The organism is Paludisphaera sp. (assembly GCF_037189885.1).
GTDB lineage: Bacteria > Planctomycetota > Planctomycetia > Isosphaerales > Isosphaeraceae > Paludisphaera.
Window position 1 is genome coordinate 1 of sequence record NZ_JBBCIR010000076.1, and the last position, 18142, is coordinate 18142.

General features: G+C 72.0%; 13 protein-coding genes and 1 pseudogene. 7 read left to right on the plus strand and 7 right to left on the minus strand.

Features of this window, described 5'->3' with window-relative positions:
• Together WG209_RS20340 and WG209_RS20345 are read left to right on the plus strand one after the other, a co-directional pair.
• Window positions 1-446: pseudogene (locus WG209_RS20340) on the plus strand (lipoate--protein ligase); the annotation flags it as partial.
• Window positions 447-472: 26 nt separating this feature from the next.
• Window positions 473-1285, plus strand: a complete 813-nt coding sequence (locus WG209_RS20345; RefSeq protein WP_337176925.1) for a carbon-nitrogen hydrolase family protein — start codon at window positions 473-475, stop codon at window positions 1283-1285.
• Window positions 1286-1352: 67 nt separating this feature from the next.
• Here the strand turns inward: WG209_RS20345 and WG209_RS20350 are convergent, their stop codons facing one another.
• From WG209_RS20350 to WG209_RS20365, 4 genes are all read right to left on the minus strand, one after another.
• On the minus strand, window positions 1353-2042 hold the full coding sequence (locus tag WG209_RS20350) for a HEAT repeat domain-containing protein (RefSeq protein ID WP_337176926.1): 690 nt from the start codon (window positions 2040-2042) through the stop codon (window positions 1353-1355).
• A 22-nt stretch (window positions 2043-2064) separates the two neighbouring features.
• Window positions 2065-3399, minus strand: a complete 1335-nt coding sequence (locus WG209_RS20355) for a Gfo/Idh/MocA family oxidoreductase (protein WP_337176927.1) — start codon at window positions 3397-3399, stop codon at window positions 2065-2067.
• A gap of 193 nt (window positions 3400-3592) precedes the next feature.
• On the minus strand, window positions 3593-7498 hold the full coding sequence (locus tag WG209_RS20360) for a carboxypeptidase regulatory-like domain-containing protein (RefSeq protein WP_337176928.1): 3906 nt from the start codon (window positions 7496-7498) through the stop codon (window positions 3593-3595).
• Window positions 7495-7923 carry a BlaI/MecI/CopY family transcriptional regulator gene (locus tag WG209_RS20365; protein ID WP_337176929.1) on the minus strand — a complete coding sequence of 143 codons (429 nt, stop codon included), beginning with the start codon at window positions 7921-7923 and terminating at the stop codon, window positions 7495-7497. The genes WG209_RS20360 and WG209_RS20365 overlap by 4 nt, the downstream gene beginning before the upstream one ends.
• 1005 nt (window positions 7924-8928) lie before the next feature.
• Here WG209_RS20365 and WG209_RS20370 point away from each other — a divergent pair.
• The 3 genes from WG209_RS20370 to WG209_RS20380 all read left to right on the plus strand — a co-directional run bounded on the left by WG209_RS20370 (window position 8929) and on the right by WG209_RS20380 (window position 13735).
• Window positions 8929-10962, plus strand: coding sequence for a hypothetical protein (locus tag WG209_RS20370; protein ID WP_337176930.1), 2034 nt, complete (start codon window positions 8929-8931; stop codon window positions 10960-10962).
• Window positions 10963-11062: 100 nt separating this feature from the next.
• On the plus strand, window positions 11063-12433 hold the full coding sequence (locus WG209_RS20375; protein ID WP_337176931.1) for a glycosyltransferase family 87 protein: 1371 nt from the start codon (window positions 11063-11065) through the stop codon (window positions 12431-12433).
• A 312-nt stretch (window positions 12434-12745) separates the two neighbouring features.
• Complete coding sequence (locus tag WG209_RS20380) at window positions 12746-13735, plus strand: Ig-like domain-containing protein (RefSeq protein ID WP_337176932.1); 990 nt, start codon at window positions 12746-12748, stop codon at window positions 13733-13735.
• 31 nt (window positions 13736-13766) lie between these two features.
• On the opposite strand, the gene queG is transcribed toward WG209_RS20380, so the two are convergent.
• The 3 genes from queG to nth all read right to left on the minus strand — a co-directional run bounded on the left by queG (window position 13767) and on the right by nth (window position 16549).
• The gene (gene queG, locus WG209_RS20385) at window positions 13767-14843 is read right to left on the minus strand and encodes a tRNA epoxyqueuosine(34) reductase QueG (protein ID WP_337176933.1); all 1077 of its coding nucleotides are present in this window, start codon (window positions 14841-14843) and stop codon (window positions 13767-13769) included.
• A 23-nt stretch (window positions 14844-14866) separates the two neighbouring features.
• Complete coding sequence (gene metF / locus WG209_RS20390) at window positions 14867-15781, minus strand: methylenetetrahydrofolate reductase [NAD(P)H] (RefSeq protein ID WP_337176934.1); 915 nt, start codon at window positions 15779-15781, stop codon at window positions 14867-14869.
• A gap of 99 nt (window positions 15782-15880) precedes the next feature.
• Window positions 15881-16549: an endonuclease III gene (nth, locus tag WG209_RS20395; RefSeq protein WP_337176935.1), complete on the minus strand. Its 669-nt coding sequence runs from the start codon at window positions 16547-16549 to the stop codon at window positions 15881-15883.
• Between the two features lie 75 nt (window positions 16550-16624).
• Between nth and WG209_RS20400 the strand changes: the two genes are divergently transcribed.
• Both WG209_RS20400 and folE read left to right on the plus strand, forming a co-directional pair.
• Window positions 16625-17290 carry an LON peptidase substrate-binding domain-containing protein gene (locus tag WG209_RS20400; RefSeq protein WP_337176936.1) on the plus strand — a complete coding sequence of 222 codons (666 nt, stop codon included), beginning with the start codon at window positions 16625-16627 and terminating at the stop codon, window positions 17288-17290.
• A gap of 136 nt (window positions 17291-17426) precedes the next feature.
• The gene (gene folE / locus WG209_RS20405) at window positions 17427-18026 is read left to right on the plus strand and encodes a GTP cyclohydrolase I FolE (protein WP_337176937.1); all 600 of its coding nucleotides are present in this window, start codon (window positions 17427-17429) and stop codon (window positions 18024-18026) included.
• Window positions 18027-18142 lie beyond the last annotated feature (116 nt).

The window sequence follows — 18142 nt, forward strand, 5'->3', positions numbered from 1 at the left end:
TCTATCGCGCCGTCCACCGCGCGACGGCCCAACTCCGGGCGACGGCGGGCGCGCCGGCGCGTCGCCACGGCGACCTCGACCCGGCCGAGGCGGGCGAGCACCCCGACCGCCCCTTCCTCTGCTTCGCCGGCCGCGACGACGAGGACCTGGTCCACGGCGGAGCCAAGCTGCTCGGCAGCGCCCAGCGGCGCCGCGCCGGCGCGGTGCTCCAGCATTCGTCGCTGCTCCTCCGCCGCGCCGACGCCGTCCCCGAACTCCCCGGCGCCGCCGACCTGGCCGGGGTCGACGCCGACCCCCTCGCCTGGTCCGGCCGCGTCGTCGCGGCCCTCGTCGCCGCGCTCGGCCTGCAAGCCGTAGCGACCGAATGGCCCGACGACCTGCTCGACGACGCCGCGGGCATCGAGCGCGAGGTCTACGGCAACCCCGCGTGGAACCACAAACGCTGACGCCCGAATCCGAAAGGCGCGATCCCATGTTCCTGGCCGCAGCGATCCAGGTTTCGTCGGGCACGGACGTCGGCCGCAACCTCGCCGACATCGAGGCCCTGGTCGCCCGCGCGGCGGGCTACGGGGCGAAATTCGTCGCCGCGCCCGAGAACGCCAACTTCCTCGGCCCGGCCGACGACAAGGTCCGCCTCGCCGAGCCGCTGGACGGCCCGACCTGCGCCGCCTTCGCCATTATGGCCCGGCGGCACGGCGTCCACCTATTGCTCGGTTCGTTCAACGAGCGCGGGACGACGCCGGAGCGTTGCCGCAACACCAGCGTCCTGTTCGGGCCCGACGGCTCGCGGCTGGCGGTGTACCGGAAGATCCACCTGTTCGACGTCGACCATTCCGACGCCGTCCGGGCGATGGAGTCGCGCACGATCGAGCCGGGGGACGAGTACGTCGTTGCCGAGACCCCGCTCGCCCGGTTCGGCCTGAGCGTCTGCTACGACCTGCGGTTCGGCGACCAGTACCGGGCGCTCGCGCGCCAGGGGGCCGAAATCCTCTGCGTCCCCGCCGCGTTCACCATGCGGACGGGCCGCGACCACTGGGCCGAACTCCTCCGCGCCCGCGCGATCGAGTGCCAGGCGTTCGTGATCGCCCCGGCGCAATACGGCCGCCACGGCGCGGAATCCGAGCTGCGCGAGAGCTACGGCCGCGCCATGATCGTCGACCCCTGGGGCGTCGTCCTCGCCACCGCCCCCGACGGCCCCGCCGGGCTGGCGTTGGCCGAGATCGACCCGGACCGCGTCGCCGAGGTCCGGCGCGCGATCCCGGTGTCGAGGTATGACCCGCGCTAAGATCCGGGCGGGCCGACATCAAGCCGCCTCCCCGTCGATGGGGAGGCGGCCCGATGCATCCGGACGCTCACGCCTTGCGGAGCGCCCCGGCGCGTTCGGCGGCGACCTTCTTGGCGGCCTCCAGCGGGGCTTCCTTGGCCAGCGCGTCGTAGAGGTCGGCGGCGGCCTGGCACTGCTTCTGGCAGGCGAGGGATTCCGCGGCGCGGAACAGGCCCTCGACGACGGCGGCCTGGACGAAGTCCTTCGACTTCGGCAGGGCCTCGCGGAGCGCCTGGGAGGCGGCGGCGCCGCCGATGCAGCCCAGCGACTTCGCGGCGGCGATGGCGACCTGGGCGTCGGAATCGCACAGCTTCTCGACCAGCGCCGGGACGGCCTTGGCGTCGCGGCGGACGCCCAGGCTGGCGATGGCGCCGACGAGCGGCCGGCCCTTCGCCTCGGCGACGACGGCGCGGAGGGCCTCGTCGACGGCCGGGTGCGGGATCGGCTCGATCGCGTAGCGGGCCATGTCGGCCTGCTCCTCGTCCCTCAGCAGCGGCGCGACGGCCTCCACGCACTCGCGGTCGCCGACCTGCGCCAGCACGCGCAGCGCGTCGGCCCGGTCCTTGCGGGTGGCGTCGGGCTTCTGGAGGGTCTCGATCAGCTCGTCCTGGCCCCGGCGGCGGCGGTTGCCGGCCGACTGCGAGGCCTTCTGGGCGAACGCCGACGACGAGGCGGCCAGGAGCGCGGCCCCGGCGAGAACGGCGGTTTTCGGCTTCATGTTCGGGCTCCTCGTCGGGTTCTCAGATGATCCAGGGGGCGCGCTGGGCCCGGGTCAGGAAGCGGTTCGCCTCGGCGTCGCCGACGAACTCCTCGCGGACTGGGTCGAACTGGACGTCGCGGCGCAGCCACATGCAGACGTTGGCCGCGTGGACCGTCGACATCGAGCGGTGCATGACCTCGGGGTTGGCGACCGGCTGCCTGCGCGACTTGACGCAGTCGAAGAAGTCGCGGACGTGGTTCATCGGCCGGCCGGTCTCCTCCATGTACTGGGCCAGCAGCTTCTCCCCCTCGGCCGCCAGCGCGGGCGAGGAGACGTCCGGCTTCTCGTAGCCGTCGGCGCACGAGGCGGAGCCCTCGTCCCCCTCGAACGTCATGCCGCAGGAGCCGCGCCAGCCCTCGCGCTGGAGGACCATCTTCACGCCGTTGGCGAAGGTGGTGACCATGCCGTCGCCGGAGACGTTGTTGACGTAGCCGTACTCGACGGGCGAGGTGTCCAGCGCGTCGATGCCGGCCTGGCCCTGGGCGAAGGTGTGGGCGCCCCACTCGCCGATGCAGCTCGTGTGGAAGTCGTAGTGGCCGCGCCAGCCCCCCTTGGTGTAGCCGCTGTTGTACGGCCGCCAGGGGCAGCCGCCCAGCCAGGCGTCCCAGTTCAGCTCGTCGGCCGGCGGCAGCGGCTCCTCGGGGAGCCACGCGTGGCTGAGGTCGGCCGAGTCCCACGGGGCGATGTGGGCGCGGACGGTGTGGATCTTGCCCAGCTTCCCCTTGCGGGCCAGCTCGATGATCTGCCGGAACGGCCCCTCGCTGAGGCGCTGGGTGCCCGTCTGGTAGACGCGGCCGTAGCGAGCGGCGGCGTCGACGACGGCCCGGCCCTCGGCGACGGTCATGCTGGAGGGCTTCTCGGAGTAGACGTCCTTGCCCAGCCGCATGGCGCGGATGGCGGCCTGGGCGTGCCAGCGGTCGCCGGTCGCCAGCAGCACGCCGTCGATGTCGGGCCGGGTGGCCAGCATCTCCTCGAAGTCGGCGTAGGTCTTGCAGTCCTGGTCGCCGTTGAGCTTGTCGATCTTCGCCTTGACCTCGTCGCGGCGCGACTTCTGGACGTCGGCGATGGCGACGAACCGGATGTCCTTCTCCGGGCCCATCCAGTCGAGGACGTACTGGCCGCGGGGGCCGAGGCCGATCCCCGCCATGACGATCTTCTCGCTGGGGGCGACGGCGCCGTCGCGGCCCAAAACGCGGGCCGGCACGATCGTCGGGACGGCGAAGGCCGCGCCGGCGATGGCCGCCGTCTTGAGGCAGTCGCGCCGGGTCTGGCCGGTCTCGGCCCGGCCTTCGGCGTTGTTAACGGGATCGGTCATCGGGGAGGCTCCCTCGGTCTGGGTGACGTCCTCGCGCGAGCTTCGGGCGGGCGTCGCACGCGTCCGCCGTCGGTGGGCTGGTTCCGCTGCGCGCGGGGAGGGTGGGCGGGGCCCGCCGTTGCGGCGGCCCACCCGCCATCTTGCCCGCACCGGCGCTCCGAGGCAAGGAAGAAGCCGGGGGGGGCGGGGGCGTTTAGCGCCCTCCCCCGCCCGGCGCCACGAAGTCGAGGCCTTCCTTCACCTCCCCGTCGGCGAGCGTCACGGTTTGCGAGTTCTTCGCCGGGGCCTGGCGGGCGTCGAGCCAGAACGGGCCGACCTGGATGAATTGCCCGCCGGGGCGGACGAACCTCAACTCGTAGGTCCCGTCCTCGGCCGTCTGGGCGGTCGGGTCGTAGTAGCGGTTCTCCATGCGGTCGGTCGCGCTGGCGCGCACGGAGACGCCCGCGGCCGGCTCGCCGTCGGCCGTGGTGACGCGGCCCTTGACCGTCGCCGGCCGCGTCAGGCGGATCTCCACGTCGCGGAGCACCTCGCCGGGCTTCGTCCTGATCGGCGGCAGGACTCCGTTGGCCCACGTCCGCCATTCCTGGTACTTGCCGTCGTGCGCGACGAGGTTGTACTCGCGATCGCCGCTCGCCGGGAGCATCATCGTGAACGAGCCGTCGGCGGCGGTCTCCACGCTGAAGCGCGTGTCGCCCGTCAGCGAGTTCCCCGTCCCCGTCAAGGCCGGCGCGGCGGTCGCCCCGGCGACGGGCTTGCCGTCCGGGTCGAGGACGCGGCCGATCACCGTCGCGGCCCGCTCGACCATGATCGTCACCGGGGCCATGCCGGGCGACAGCTCGAAGTCCAGGGGGTCGAAGTTTCGTCGGAACGCGCCCGGCCGGCTCGGCTCGGGGCGGCCCCACTCGGTCGACGCCCGCTCCGACCACCATCGCGCGTGGCCGGGGGCGTCGACCATGAACTGGAACGGGCCCGGGAGCATGTCGGGGATCTCGACGTCCCCGGCCTCGTCGGACCTCCCTTCCACCCCCGGATGCTGCCAGTGCCAGAGCCGCGCGCCCGGGACCGGCTCGCCGGTCGTGGCGTCGACGACCCGGGCTCGGAAGGCCACCCCGCGCTCCAGCGGCAGGTCCAACGCCTGGGCGTGGCCCGAGGGGAGCACGACGTTGAGCCGGCGGAACACGCCGACGCCGGGCTCGCGGACCTGCAGGTCGTAGACGTCGGGCTGGGTATGGAGCCGATAGCGGCCGTCGGCGTCGGACCTTGCCTCCGACCATATTTCGGTGATCCGGACCCCTTCCCCCTGCTTGGGCCCGCAGTTCGCCCGGACCAGGGCGCCCGCGACCGGCTTGCCGTCGGGGGCGGTCACGCGGCCCTCGAAGTACGTCTTGTCCGTCAGGACGACGACCCACCCGGGCTGGCCCGTGGGCTGCTGGAGGGACAGGCTGGGCGTGCGACCTTCCTTGGAGATCCGGACCTGGATCTTGCGGCCCTCGCCGAGCCCCCCGAGGCGGAAGAACCCCCGGGCGTCGGTCGTCGTCTCATTCCCCTTGTACCAGGTCCAGGCGTCGACCTCGGCCCCCGCGATGGGGTTGCCGGCCTCGTCCACGACCACGCCGGCCAACTCGTCGGGGGCGACATCGGCCGGGCCTTTTACGTCGGGGGGCGCCGGCGCGTCGGGCTCGTCGACGGCGCGACCCACGGTCGACCTCTTGACCGCCGCCGGCTCCCGGGGCGGCCCGGCCGGCGCGAGGAGGGGCGGGACTTCGAACCGGGCGACGCCATCGGGGATCGTCACCGTGCGATGGCCCCGCTCCGCGCCGCGGGCGTCGCCTTCGGGCAGGCTGAAGATGTAGAAGTACGTCTCGCCGGCGGGCAGGCGGAATCGATAACGCCCGTCCGCGTCGGTGGGGCGGGAGATCGTCGCCGCGCCGGACCTCGGCCGAAGGGGGCCATACACCGCCACCTTCGCGCCGGGGATCGGCCGGTCGTCCTCGGTCGTGACGAGCCCGGAAACCTCCACCCCCTCGATCAGCTCGATCGTCGCGTCCGCGTCGCGGCCGAGTTCCAGCGGCAAGTTCTCGACGGCGCGATAGGTCCACGACGCGGCCTCGCCCTCGCCGCCGACGAAGACGTTGACGGAGCCGGCCTCAAGGCCGTCGAGCATGAAGCGGCCGTCGGCGTCGACGGGGGCCTCGCCCCAGGAATTCGCGCCGGGCGGCGAGGCGCCCGCCGCGCCGCGGCTCGCCTGATACCAGGCGCGGAGCCCGGAGAGGTCGACGCCCGGGACGTTGGAGACGACCTTGCCCATGACGCGAGCGGGGGCCTCCGTCCTCACCCGAATCGGTTCCCCGGGCCTCGGGACGAGGTATCCCTCCGCTTCGAGCGTCAAGGCGTGGGGACCCCCGGCGGGACGGGATGTGATCCGCGGCCGGCCGTCGCGCGTCGTGACCTGGAGCTTCACGGCGACCCCGGCCGGGACCGCGTCGGGGAGCCTGAACGCGCCGTCCTCGGCGGTCGTCGCGGTGAAGTGTCGATCGATCGGCGACCCCTCGATGTCCCGAGGGGCTCTGAAGTGGGTGGTCGTCCTGCCATCCTCGCCGGGGGTGGGCTCGATATAGGCCATCCAGTCGACTCGCGCCGTGGCCCCGGCGAGCGGGCGATCCTCCTCGTCCACGAGGGTCGCGGAAATCGGGGCGGGGCGAGACAACTTCAGGACCAGCGGCCCCTGGACGGCCGCGTCGGCCGGGGCGCCCACTTCGCTCTGATGCCACCCCGGGACCCAGCCGGGGGTGGCGGCACCGACGCGGATCCATCGCACGCCGGCCGCCCCCGGCGCCGAGAACTTCCCCTCCGCGTCGGTCGTCAGCACGCGACGGCCGAAGTCCTTCCCATCGACCACCACCGTCGCGCCCGCGATGGCCTTGCCGTCAGGGTCGACCACGACGCCCTCGATCGGCGCGGGAGCTTCGGGAGATGGCGCCGGCGCGGCTTCGGCCGGCTTCGGCGTCGGCGCGTCCTGGGCCGTGGCGGTCCGGACGCGGAGCGCGCCCAGGCCGACCGCGAGGGCCAGGGCCGTCGATCCCAGGATCAGCGAGCGGGCGAGGGACGGGCGCGAGAGCGTGCGCGGCATGTCTTCCTCCAAGAGTCGCTGGATGCGGATCGCCGTGGCGCGGCGGTCTAAAAAGGGGAGCGAGGCGGACGGGAGGCGTCGGGGCGACGGGTGTCGGGAGAGGTCCAGGAGGAGCCGGGCGAGGCCCTTCGGGTCGTCGCCGGTCGCCACGGCGGCCTCGTCTCGGAGGAGTTCACGCTCGCGGTCGAGCCGGGCCAGCAGCCAGGCGACGGCCGGGTGGAACCACGTCGGGGCGCGGAGGAGTTCCTCCAGGAGCTTGCTCGCGTCGTCGTACCAGCGGACGTGCGCCAGCTCGTGGTGCATGGCCGCTCGGCGGCGGTCGACGGGCCAGGCGTCCCAATCGGCCGGCAGCATGATCGCCGGCCGGATCCCCCCCACGACGACGGGCGAGGCGGCCCCGGGATGCCGCATGAGCCGGACCGGCCGCGAGGTCGGCAGGGAGGCGCGGCAGGCGTCCAGCAGCGCCCGGTCGTCGGCCGTCGCGGGCGTCGCCTCCCGGGCCCACCGTCGCAGCGCCCGTATCCCCAGGCCCAGCCGCGCGAGCATCGCCAGCGTCCCCGCCAGCCACGCGGCGACGAGGGCCTTCGCGGCGAGCTTCCCCCAATCGAGGGGCGTGGCCGTCGCCGGCGCGGCCGTCGGGGCGTGGGCCGACGAGGGGGGAGCCGTCGCGGCGATCGGGGCGTCGGTCGCCCGGACCTCGGCGGGGACGACGGGCCGCGTCGCGGAGAAGTCGGGGGCGGGTATCGGTGCCGGGACCGGCGGGAGGCCGCGGACGTAAGCGTCCCACCGCGGCGCCAGGGCCAACGCCGGGCCGGCGAGCATCGCGACGACGCAGAGCATGTGCCGGGTCGCCGCCCGGCGCGGCGGCCGGATCGCGAACCACGCCGCGAGGCCGACGATCAGCAGGCCCCACCGGAGGGAGACGTCGACGAGCGGCCAGAGCAGGATCTCCGCGAGGTTGTCGCTCATGGCGCCTTCTCCTCTTCCGGGGCCGGCTTCGTGTCGGGGTCGCCCCCCTGCCCGGCCTCGGCCAACTTGGCCTCGATCGCGCGGAGGTCGTCGGGCGCGATCTGCTCGGCGTCGACCAGGCCGAGGATGAGGTTCTCGGCCGAGCCGTGGAAGAACCGCGCGAGGAAGTCCGACAGCAGGCTCCCCGTCGCCTCCCGCCGCGACGCCAACGCCCGGTAGACGTGCGCCTGCCCCTCCTTCTCGTGCCCGACCAACTCGGCCTTCTCCATCTGCTGGAGCAGCCCAAGGACGGTCGTGTACGGCTGCCGGTCCCCCCCCGGCAGGTGCTCCATCAGCCCCCGCACCGTCAGCGGGCCTCTTTCCCACAGCACCCGGAGCACGGCGAACTGCCGCTCCGTCATCGCCAGCACCTTCCGCCCCGCCATCGTCGACCCCCTTCCCCCCGAGCCGCGATACCTACCCCTCAATGGGTACGGATCTTTGCGTAGGCCATGCGTCCGCGTCAAAGGAATTTTTCCCGTTTCTTCGAAGGAATCCTGAAATCGCGCGACAACGCGCGCGGATCATGTGGGGGATCGTGGCCTTGCGCGCTCCTTGACAAGTTGACTGGATCGGAAAGGACGCCAGGGGGAAGATCCGCCCTCGGTCGATGGCACCGGCCGCGCCTGGCCCGGTGCCCCTTGGTTGATGGGGCGAGCGAGACCCGACCCGGCGGAGGGTCTCGGCCTGATCCGTGGGGCCTTTGCCTCCCGGCTGGTGACCGCCGGGACGCTTCATGGAATGCGTCGGCGCGACCGGGCGACGCCGGGTATCTCGCCTCCACAAGGCGGGAGGGCCACGGCCACCCGGCCGCCTCCCGTGGATGAAGGTCCACCCCCGACGGATGGGTGGAGTCGCTCCGCATGATCTCGGGCGTGGTGGAGGGCGGGGAAAGCACTTCGAAAATGACGAACGAAGCCAACGGAAATCAGGTGCAATGCCAGTGTATTATTAGGGTTGTGTCGATCGACGTTTGCGCTCGCGTTGACGAACGAAGCCAAGTCCTGGGCGGCCGGAGTGGATCTGCACGCTTCGCGGGGACCGGTTGGCATGCCCGGCCATGGGCCGTCGTGATCTCCGCCGAGCATTAGCCGTCGCCCGGGACGACTGGGGCGGGGCAGGCCCCCGGGTTCGCCCGCCAGGGCCCGGCCGCGAAGCCCGGCGACTCGCGAGAAAGCAAGTCGTTTTCGACGAACGAAGCCAACTTTCGGCGGCCTGAATTCGTCGTAAATCTCTGTTGATTTGGATGTTGCGGTAATGGCGGCCTGGCGGCGGTCGGCGCGAACGAAGCCAAACGAACCCATTTCCCGGCGAGGGGGTATCGGCCGCGAGTTCCGGGCGCATTCTATTAAGGAAGTCCCCAGCAACCGCCCCGATCGCGAGGCCCGAGGATGACCGACGACGCCCCCATCCCGTTCGCCGACGAGCCCAAGGCCCCGCCCGTCCCGGTGCCTCCCGCGTCCGAGGGCCCCGCGTCCGCCGCGCCGGGGAGGCCGAAGGGGGCCGGCCGCTCGTGGTGGCGGTTCCTCCCGATCGTGCTGGTCGTCGCCGCGTCGGTCGGCCACGGCTGGGCGATCTGGAGGGGGCTCGGCGGGCGGGAGGGGATGGCGAACGAATGGGTGCCCTGGCGGGACGACCATCCCGTCTACTTCCACTGCGCGATGATGGGCCGGGCCTTCCTGTCGCAAACGGGGACCACGGCGGGGTACGACCCGTACTTCATGGCCGGCTACCCGCAGAGCGTCATGTTCCCGCCGTCTTCCACGCTGCCCGACGTCTGGATGTGGGCTTTCGGCGGGGGCGAGCGGCCGGAGTTGGCGTTCAAGTGGTACGTCCTGATCACGGCGGCCGTCGCGCCCTGGCTGGTCGCGGCGGCGTGCCTGACGCAGGGGATGGGGCGCGCGGGGGTCGCGGCGGCCGTGCTCCTGTTCCTGGGCTACCTCTGGACCGACTGGCCCATCAACTATGTGGGCATCGGCATGATGCCCTACTTCGTGTCGGCCCCGACGTGCCTCGTCGCGGCCGGGATGTTCGGGAGGTTCGTTGACCTCGGGGGGTTCGGCCGGTGGCTGGCCGCCGCGTTGCTCTGCTCGGCCGCGTTCGTCATGCACCTGACCGCCGCGATGCTCCTGGCGCCGGCGGGGGCGCTGGCGTACCTGGGCGTCTGGTGGTCGCGGCGACGCCGGGGGGAGTCGCTGCCGGCTTCGCGGCACCTGGGCGTGTGGGCCGTGCCGGTGGTCGTGATGGCGCTCAACGCCTTCTGGTGGGCACCGGTCGTCTGGCTGGCCGCGACCAAGGGGGACAGCGACTTCGCCTTCGTCCACCCCGAGGGCTCGCTCGCCCGTATCCTTCAACTCTTCACCAGCGAGGCCCCCGCGGAGATCATCCTGATCGGCCTCGGCCTGCCGGGGCTGGTCGTGCTGGCGACGAAGGGCCTGGGGCGCGGGCTGGCCCTGGCGGGGATGGCGGCGGCCGGCTGGTTCTGGGCCTACACCGCGGCCGATTTCCGCGGCCTGGACTTCCTCCAGCCGGGGCGGCACACCTTCGCCCTGTACTCGGCCCTGGCGGTCGCGGCGGGGGGGGCGGTGTCGGCGGGCGTCGCGCGGCTGCGGGCGCGCGACGGCGCCGCCGGGGTCGAGGGGATCCGGCTGGATCGCTGGGCGCTGGTCGCGGCGATCCTGATCGGGGCCCGGATCCTGGGGACGCCGACGGTCGCCTCGGTCCGCGCCCGGGCGCTAGGAGACTCGACGTTCCTGTCCACCCAGCCCCCCCCGGCCTTCTTCCGCATCCTCGGGTGGATCCGGGAGAACGCGAAGGAGGGGGACCGCGTCCTCTACGAGGAAGGGGGGATCGACGTCCCCGGCGTCCCCGACCCCTTCGGAGGCGGCCGGTTCAGCGGCCTGATCTCGCGGAAGACGGGGGTGGAGATGATCGGCGGGCCGTACCTGAGGGCCGCCCTCGCCACCAACTTCACCCAGTTCGGCGGCGGCCGGCTGTTCGGCCGGGAGGACTGGGACGCGGACTTCTTCAGGATTTACGCCCGACTCTACCGGCCGAGCTTCATCCTCTGTTGGAGCCCGCGCGCCGTCCGGATCGTCTCGTCCCACCCGGACCTGTTCACGGTCCTGGCGCGGGAGGGGCCGTTCGTCTTCGCCCGGGTCCTCGGATTCGAGGGGGACGCCATCCGGGGATCGGCGGACGTGGAGATCGCGCCGGGGCGGCTGATCGCGCGCGATATGTCGCCCGACCTTGACGGTTACGTCGTCCTGAGGTATCACTCCGTCCCGAGCATGCGGGCCAGGCCGGCCGCGGCGGTCGACGAGGAGTTCGCGGAGGGGGATCCGGTCCCATTCATCCGGATCAGGCCCGAGGCGGGCATCCCGGAGGTGACGCTGGAGATGGCGCCCCCCCCGTGGACCCCCTGAACGCCGCGCCGGCCCTACGAGAGCAACACAACAGTCCGCGACGAGGCGCCCCATCCGTGGCGATCGTCGCGCGCGGCCTTCTCCAGGGAGGGAGTACGCTGTGCCCGAGATCGACACCCGTGCCGAGGGCCGCGCCGGCGGGCGTTCCACGAGCGTTTTCTTCTGGGGCCTGTGGGCGAGCATCATCCTGATCGCCGCGGCGTTCTACTACCCCAAGGCGGCCGACTCGCGGAGCGCCTTCGTGCGGTGGCAGCCGCAGGTGCTCCAGTTCTGGGAAGGGACGAACATCTATGACCGGATGTACTTCCCCAACCCGCCGATCATGCCGATCACCCTCTACCCGCTGATGACCCTGCCCCCCGTGCCGGCGGCGATGAGCTGGTTCCTGATCAAGGCCGCCCTGACGACCATCGTCCTGATGATCTGCTTCAACGCGGTCCGCGTCCGGGGCAGGCCGCTGCCGCCGTTCTTCCAGTCGGCCGTGCTGCTGCTGGCCCTCCGGCCTATCCTGGGCGACCTGCACCACGGCAACATCAACCTGCTGATCCTCTTCTTCCTCGCCGTGATGTACCACGCCTGGCGGAATGGGCGCGACGACGTGGCCGGGCTGTCGCTGGGGCTGGCGATCGCGTTCAAGGTGACCCCCGCCCTGTTCTTGCCGTACTACATCTACAAGCGGTCGTGGCGGACGGTCGGCTGGACGTTCGTCGGGCTGGTCCTCAGCCTGCTGGTCATCCCCAGCGCGGTGATCGGGCCCCGGTTCAACGCCCTGTGCTTCTCCACCTGGTGTCAGCGCATCGTGACCCCGTTCCTCGTCGAGGGGAGTTCCAGCCCGCAGGAGGCGAACCAGTCGATGGTGGGCGTCATGACCCGGCTCCTGACGGAGATCGAGCCGGGGACCGACCGCTACGACGTCCAGTTCGACCTGAACGTGGCGTCCCTGCCGCCGGACCTGGTCTCGCTGATGGTCAAGGGGGTCAGCCTGGGGTTCATCGGCCTGCTGGCGTTCTTCTGCCGGACCCGCGATCCCGACCGGACCAGCGTCCGCTACCTGGCCGAGGTGTCGCTGGTGGTCCTGACGATGCTCTTCCTCTCCGAGCGGAGCTGGAAGCACCACTTCGTCACGCTGGTCTTCCCCTTCACCTACCTGATGGCCGAGGCGTTCTCGCCCCGGACCTCGCCGAGGGACCGACGCGGGATCGTGGCGGCTCTCATGGCCTCGTTCCTGATGATGGCCAGCACGTCCAGCGAGTTCGGCGGGCTGTTCGCGCAGGGCGAGGGGCACGCCATCGCCCAGGGCTACGGCATGTTCCTCTGGGCGGGCGTGGTGCTGTTCGCGGCCGTCGCCTGGCGGCTGCGGGCGACGTCGGCCCCGACGGTCGGCGTCGGAGTCGATACGGACCCCGTCCCCTCCCCCTCCGTCACGGCCGCGAAGCTCGGCCTCTCGCACCGGGGCCTCGCCGCGAAGTGAGCCGGATTCCCTTCGGATCCCGTCGCGCCGACCCCTTCCTCGCGAGGGGGCCGGCCGTTCGCGTTTGCTCCCGGGCTTGCGGGCTGGGGCGGCCTTGCGGGGTTTCACGGTTTTCGCGATTAGCCTGAAGAGGCGGAGTCTGTCGGCCGATCTAGAAGGACCATGACGACCGTGCCCGTGGCCTCGTTGGGACGAGGGGCGGGTCGTTCGTCCCAGTCCGATGCGATCTCGATCGACCGAACGACGGCGGGACGCGGACGGATCGCGATGCGTACGATCGTCCGCCGACCACCGGTCCAGGAGGGCCTCCGAATGTTCGTTTTCAAGGCGCGGCCGCGGAAGACTCGCAAGCCCGGCCTGGCCGTCGACGCCCTGGAGGACCGCCGCGTCCTCAGCGCGGGGATGGGCAGCACGTTCGCCATCATCCCGGGCACGATGGCCGAGGCGAACAAGGTCTCGACGGTCGACGTGAAACTGGACCCCACCCACTTCAGCGCCGGCAATCGCGGCCGGATCACGCTGGGGATCGACGTGGCGGCCGACCCGAACTCCCAGGCGAAGCCGATGGTCGCGGCGATCAAGGCGGCCAACGGCCGGAACATCCCGTACCAGCACGCCCGCTACTCGAAGACCCTGGTGCAGGCCCAGAACATCGGCACGCCGATCAGCACGGCCGTGACGCTGACGGTCGCGGTCCCCAGGGCGGGCCAGGCGCCGGCCGGCTATCAGGTGCAGGTGAAGGGGGCGACCGGGGACGCCGGGTCGTACCTGCTGGGCTTCTACCTGCCGGGCGACGTCGACGGCGACGGCGTGGTCTCGAAGGACGACGTGGCGGCCATCGCCTCGAAGTTCGGCCGGACCTCGACCGACGACGGCTACTCCTTCGACGCCGACGCCAACCGCGACGGCAAGATCGACGCGCGGGACCTCCGGCTGGCGGGCCAGAACATCGGGGCCAGGACGACCATCAGCCCGGTGGCGAGCGTCAACCTCGACCCGGCCAGCGACACCGGCATCTCCGACCGCATCACCGACCAGCGGGTCGTGAAGTTCACGGGGAGTGCCTCGCCCGACGCGACGGTCGTGTTCGAGGAGATCAACGGCAACTCCCCGGGCGCGGTCGCGACCGTCGGGGCCGACGGCAAGTACGGCGTCGACGTGCCGATCGGCGACGGGTCGAACACCTTCAAGGTGACCACCTCCGACTCCTTCGGCCAGACGATCAGCGGGGGCATCGCGCCGGTCTACTTCAGCACCAACCCGCCGAAGGTCGTCAACACGATCCCGACCAGGCACGGTTGACGACCTCGCCGCGACGCGACGCCCGGCGACGTCAGTCGTCGGCGGCGTCGCGACGGGCGTGGCCCTCAAGCGCCGCCCGCGCCTCGGCAGTGCCGATCCGACGCAGCGCCCACGCGGCGGCGTCGCGGATCGTCGGGTCTTCTCCGGGATCGTCCAGGAGATCCGCCAGCGCGGGGACGGCGTCGGCCCTGCCGGCGGCACCCAGGGCGATCGCGGCGTTGCGGACCAGCCCCACTCGGCCAGCCCGGCGCATGGACGAGTCGCGGAGCCGCCGTTTCCACTGCGAGTTGGTCCGCGTCAGCCACTCCACCAGGTCGGGCTCCTCCCACTCCGCGCGGGGGGCGAACTCGGGGAGGGACGCCGGCGGGGCCTTGCGGTTCCAGGGGCAGACGTCCTGGCAGACGTCGCAGCCGAACGTCCAGCCGTGGAGCGACCCGGCCGCCTCGTCGGGGATCGGCCCCCGGTGCTCGATGGTCCAGTAGCTGATGCAGCGACGGGCGTCCAGCTCATGAGGGCCCACGAAGGCCCCCGTCGGGCAGGCGTCCAGGCATCGGGTGCAGCTCCCGCAGTGGGACGCGGCGTGGGGGGCGTCGGGCTCCAGCTCGGCGTCGGTCAGCAGCGCGCCGAGGAACGTGAAGCTCCCGAGCTTCCGGTCGATCAGCAGGGTGTTCTTGCCGATCCACCCCAGCCCGGCCAGGCGGGCGAAGTCACGCTCCAGCAGCGGCGCGGTGTCGACGACCGCGCGGGCGGAGACGCCCGGGGCCCGCTCGCGGAGCCACTCCGCCAGCAGTTCCAGCCGGCCGCGCAGGACCGTGTGGTAGTCCTCCCCCATCGCGTAGCTCGCGACCTTGCCGACGCCCGGCCGGTCGGATCTCCCGCCGTAGACCATGCTGACCATGACCACCGACCGGACCCCTTCGAGGATCGCGTCCGGGTGGCCGCGGGCCTCGGCGTGCCTGGGGAGGTAGTCCATGCTCGCGGAGCGGCCGGCCTCGAGCCAGGCGAGGAACCGGGGGTAGTCCGGCGGGGTTCGCGCGGGGGCGATCCCCGCGCGGTCGAAGCCCAGGGCCAGGGCCTGCTCCTTGAGCCTTCGCGCGAGGTCGTCCATGCGGTCGCCCCGTCCCGACTGGGTCAGCCCAGGCGTCGGCCGCCCAGGGCCACGGAGTCCTTCACGCCCAGGTTCTCGTAGATCCGACGGGTCGCGTCGGATCGGTTCAGGGTGTAGAAGTGCAGGCCCCGGACCTGGTTGTCCAGCAGGTCGCGGCACTGTTCGGTGGCCCAGTGGACGCCCACCTTGGCGACGGCCTCGTTGTCGGCGCAGCGGTCGACGGCGCGGAGCAGCTTGGCCGGGACGCGGGCGCCCAGGGCCAGCTCGAACATCCGGAACATGGTCTCGCGCGAGGTGATGGGCATGATCCCGGCGAGGATGGGGACCCTGACGCCGGCGAGGTCGCAGCGCTCGCGGAAGTCGTAGAAGTCGTCGTTGCGGAAGAAGAGCTGGGTGCAGATGTAGTCGGCGCCGGCGTCGACCTTCCGCTTGAGGTTGTCCATCTCCTCGCGGCGGTTGGGCGTGCCGGGGTGCCCCTCGGGGAAGCCGGCGACCCCCACGCCGAAGCCGCGAGGATCCCCCGCCGGCCGCGACCGCACGAAGCGGACGAGCTGGTCGGCGTACTGGAAGGCGTCGCTGGCGCGGTCGTAGCCCTCGATGTTCCTGGGCGGGTCGCCGCGGAGGGCCAGGATGTTCTCGATGCCCGAGGTGGCGTAGCGGTCGAGGATGGCCGCCAGCTCCTCCTCCTGGTGGCAGACGCAGGTCAGGTGCGAGACGGCCGTGAGGTTGGTCTGCTGCTGGATGCGGACGATCAGGTCGTGGGTGCGCTCGCGGGTGGAGCCCCCCGCGCCATAGGTCACGGAGACGAACGAGGGCTGCAACTCCTGGAGTTGGGCGATGTTCTCGAACAGGTCGGCCGACGCCTTGTCGGACTTCGGCGGGAAGAACTCGAAGCTGAAGGTGGTCGGGTTCGCGTCGAAGATGTCGAGTATGTGCATGGCGTGGTCCGATCCTCGGCCGTTCTCGGCTCCTGGTCCCTCTGTTCTGGCCCCCATGATAGCGGCCGGGGCCGCGTTCCGGTAGGGAGGTCGGCGGGCTCACGCGGACGAGGTCACGCCGGCCCGGGGGCAGTGGGCGATCATGGGGCAGGTCGAGCAGCGAGGCTTGCGCGCCAGGCAGGAGCGGCGGCCGAGCTGGATCAGGCGATGGCTCAGGTCGACCCACTCCTCGCGGGGGACGATCGCCATCAGGTCGCGCTCGACCTGCTCCGGGGCCAGGCGGGTCGTCAGGCCCAGCCGGAAGGCCAGGCGCTTGACGTGGGTGTCGACGACCACGCCGGTCGCCAGCCCGAAGGCGGTCCCCAGCACCACGTTGGCCGTCTTGCGGCCCACGCCGGGGAGCGCCGTCAGCGCGTCCAGGTCGCGCGGGACCTCGCCGCCGTGGTCCGCCAGGAGCGCGGCGGCCATCTCCTGGAGGTTTTTCGCCTTGGCCCGGAAGAAACCCGTGGAGCGGACGACTTCCTCCACGTCGGCGCGGTCGGCCGCGGCGAGCGCCGCGGCGTCTGGGAAGCGGCGGAACAGCTCGGGCGTGACCATGTTCACCCGGGCGTCGGTGCACTGGGCCGAGAGGATCGTGGCGACGAGGAGCTGGAAGGGGCCGTCGTGGACCAGGGCGCAGGTCGCCTCGGGGTAGGCTTCCTTGAGGAGCGAGACGACGCGGCCCGCCCGGGCCTCGGGGCCGGCATCCTTCAGCTTCTTCCTCGCCATGCGACTCCCCCGAGCGGCCCTGGGTCCCGAGGATTGAATGTGGCGTCGGGCGGCGGAGGCTGTCAAGATGGGGCGATGGACGACATGGATCTCAAGGGGGCCTCGGGCCGGGTCCGGCTGTTCCCGCTGCCGGGGGTGGTGATGTTCCCCCACGTGGTCGCCCCGCTGCACATCTTCGAGCCGCGATACCGCCGGATGACCGAGGACGCGCTGGCGGGCGACCGCCTGATCGCCATGGTCCGCCTGCTGGGGGACGAGTCGCCTAGGCCCTCGATCGAGGTCGTGGGCTGCCTGGGGCGGATCATCCGGCACGAGCGCCTGCCGGACGGCCGCTTCAACCTCCTGCTGCTGGGGCGTCGGCGCGTCCGGCTGCTGGGGGAGGTCGACGAGCCCGAACTCCCCTACCGCGTCGCCGAGGCCGTCGCGATGGAGGACGAGATCCGCGGGCCCCTCGACGAGGCCGCGGCCCGAAAGGCCCTGATCGGCCGGTTCCGCGAGGCGATCGCCGCGGCGGCCGGCCTCGACGACGAGTTCTTCCGGCTGCTGGAGGCGGCCGAGTCGCTCGGCGCCCTGGCCGACGTCATGGCCCACTCGCTCCCCCTGGACGCCGACCGGAAGCAGCGACTCCTGGCCGAGCCCGACGTCCAGGCCCGGATCTTCCTGCTCGACGGGTGGCTCGCCGAGTTGACGCCGTCGCTACCACAGGCACGCTCGTTCCCTCCCCCCTTCAGCGCCAACTGAACCGATCCACCGGCCTTGATTTCATGCCCGCCCGCTCCTACAATCTGTCCTTGCTCCGGGTGCAAGTCGTGGAATTGTCGCGGCTTGCGTCCGGTTGCAACCCCTCCCGTCCATCTTCCGAGAAAGCCCGCCGTCCATGCCCGAGCGCGACGACAACACGCCCACCCGACCCTTCGACATGGATCGCATCCGTCGGGCCGTCCGCGAGATCCTCCTCGCGGTCGGCGAGGACCCCGAGCGCGAGGGGCTGCTGGAGACCCCCGACCGCGTGGCCCGGATGTACGCCGAGGTCTTCCAGGGGCTCGGCCAGGATCCGCGCGTCCACCTGCGGAAGCTATTCACCCAGCAGTGCGACGAGATGGTCCTGATCCGCGACATCCGGTTCGTCAGCTTCTGCGAGCATCACCTGCTGCCGGTGATCGGCAAGGCCCACGTCGCGTACATCCCCGACGGGAAGGTGGTGGGGCTTTCGAAGATCCCCAGGGTCGTCGACGTCCTGGCGAAGCGTCCCCAGCTCCAGGAGCGGCTGACCCAGGAGGTCGCCGACCTGCTGATGAAGGAGCTGGACGCCCGCGGGGTGGCCGTCGTGATCGAGGCCAGCCACAGCTGCATGACCATCCGGGGCGTCCAGAAGCCGGACGCCCTGTTCGTCACCAGCGCGGTGCGCGGGGGGTTCAAGGACAACCCCGCCACCCGCGCCGAGGTCATGTCGCTGATCTCCGGGTCGCGAGGCTGACCCTCCCCGGCGCGTCGGCGTCACGCCCGGCCGCCGTCGGTGTAGGGTCCACTGTAAGTCGTCTCGAGATCTGCAGGCGTGGATGGCGACGGGCCCGGCCCGATGGGCCGCCCGTC

What these genes read in the sequence shown, in the direction of transcription:
- WG209_RS20345 (WP_337176925.1), top strand. Translation starts at nt 473, where the DNA reads ATGTTCCTGGCCGCAGCGATCCAGGTTTCGTCGGGCACGGACGTCGGC.
- WG209_RS20350 (WP_337176926.1), bottom strand. Translation starts at nt 2,042, where the DNA reads ATGAAGCCGAAAACCGCCGTTCTCGCCGGGGCCGCGCTCCTGGCCGCC.
- WG209_RS20355 (WP_337176927.1), bottom strand. Translation starts at nt 3,399, where the DNA reads ATGACCGATCCCGTTAACAACGCCGAAGGCCGGGCCGAGACCGGCCAG.
- WG209_RS20360 (WP_337176928.1), bottom strand. Translation starts at nt 7,498, where the DNA reads ATGAGCGACAACCTCGCGGAGATCCTGCTCTGGCCGCTCGTCGACGTC.
- WG209_RS20365 (WP_337176929.1), bottom strand. Translation starts at nt 7,923, where the DNA reads ATGGCGGGGCGGAAGGTGCTGGCGATGACGGAGCGGCAGTTCGCCGTG.
- WG209_RS20370 (WP_337176930.1), top strand. Translation starts at nt 8,929, where the DNA reads ATGACCGACGACGCCCCCATCCCGTTCGCCGACGAGCCCAAGGCCCCG.
- WG209_RS20380 (WP_337176932.1), top strand. Translation starts at nt 12,746, where the DNA reads ATGTTCGTTTTCAAGGCGCGGCCGCGGAAGACTCGCAAGCCCGGCCTG.
- queG (WP_337176933.1), bottom strand. Translation starts at nt 14,843, where the DNA reads ATGGACGACCTCGCGCGAAGGCTCAAGGAGCAGGCCCTGGCCCTGGGC.
- metF (WP_337176934.1), bottom strand. Translation starts at nt 15,781, where the DNA reads ATGCACATACTCGACATCTTCGACGCGAACCCGACCACCTTCAGCTTC.
- nth (WP_337176935.1), bottom strand. Translation starts at nt 16,549, where the DNA reads ATGGCGAGGAAGAAGCTGAAGGATGCCGGCCCCGAGGCCCGGGCGGGC.
- WG209_RS20400 (WP_337176936.1), top strand. Translation starts at nt 16,625, where the DNA reads ATGGACGACATGGATCTCAAGGGGGCCTCGGGCCGGGTCCGGCTGTTC.
- folE (WP_337176937.1), top strand. Translation starts at nt 17,427, where the DNA reads ATGCCCGAGCGCGACGACAACACGCCCACCCGACCCTTCGACATGGAT.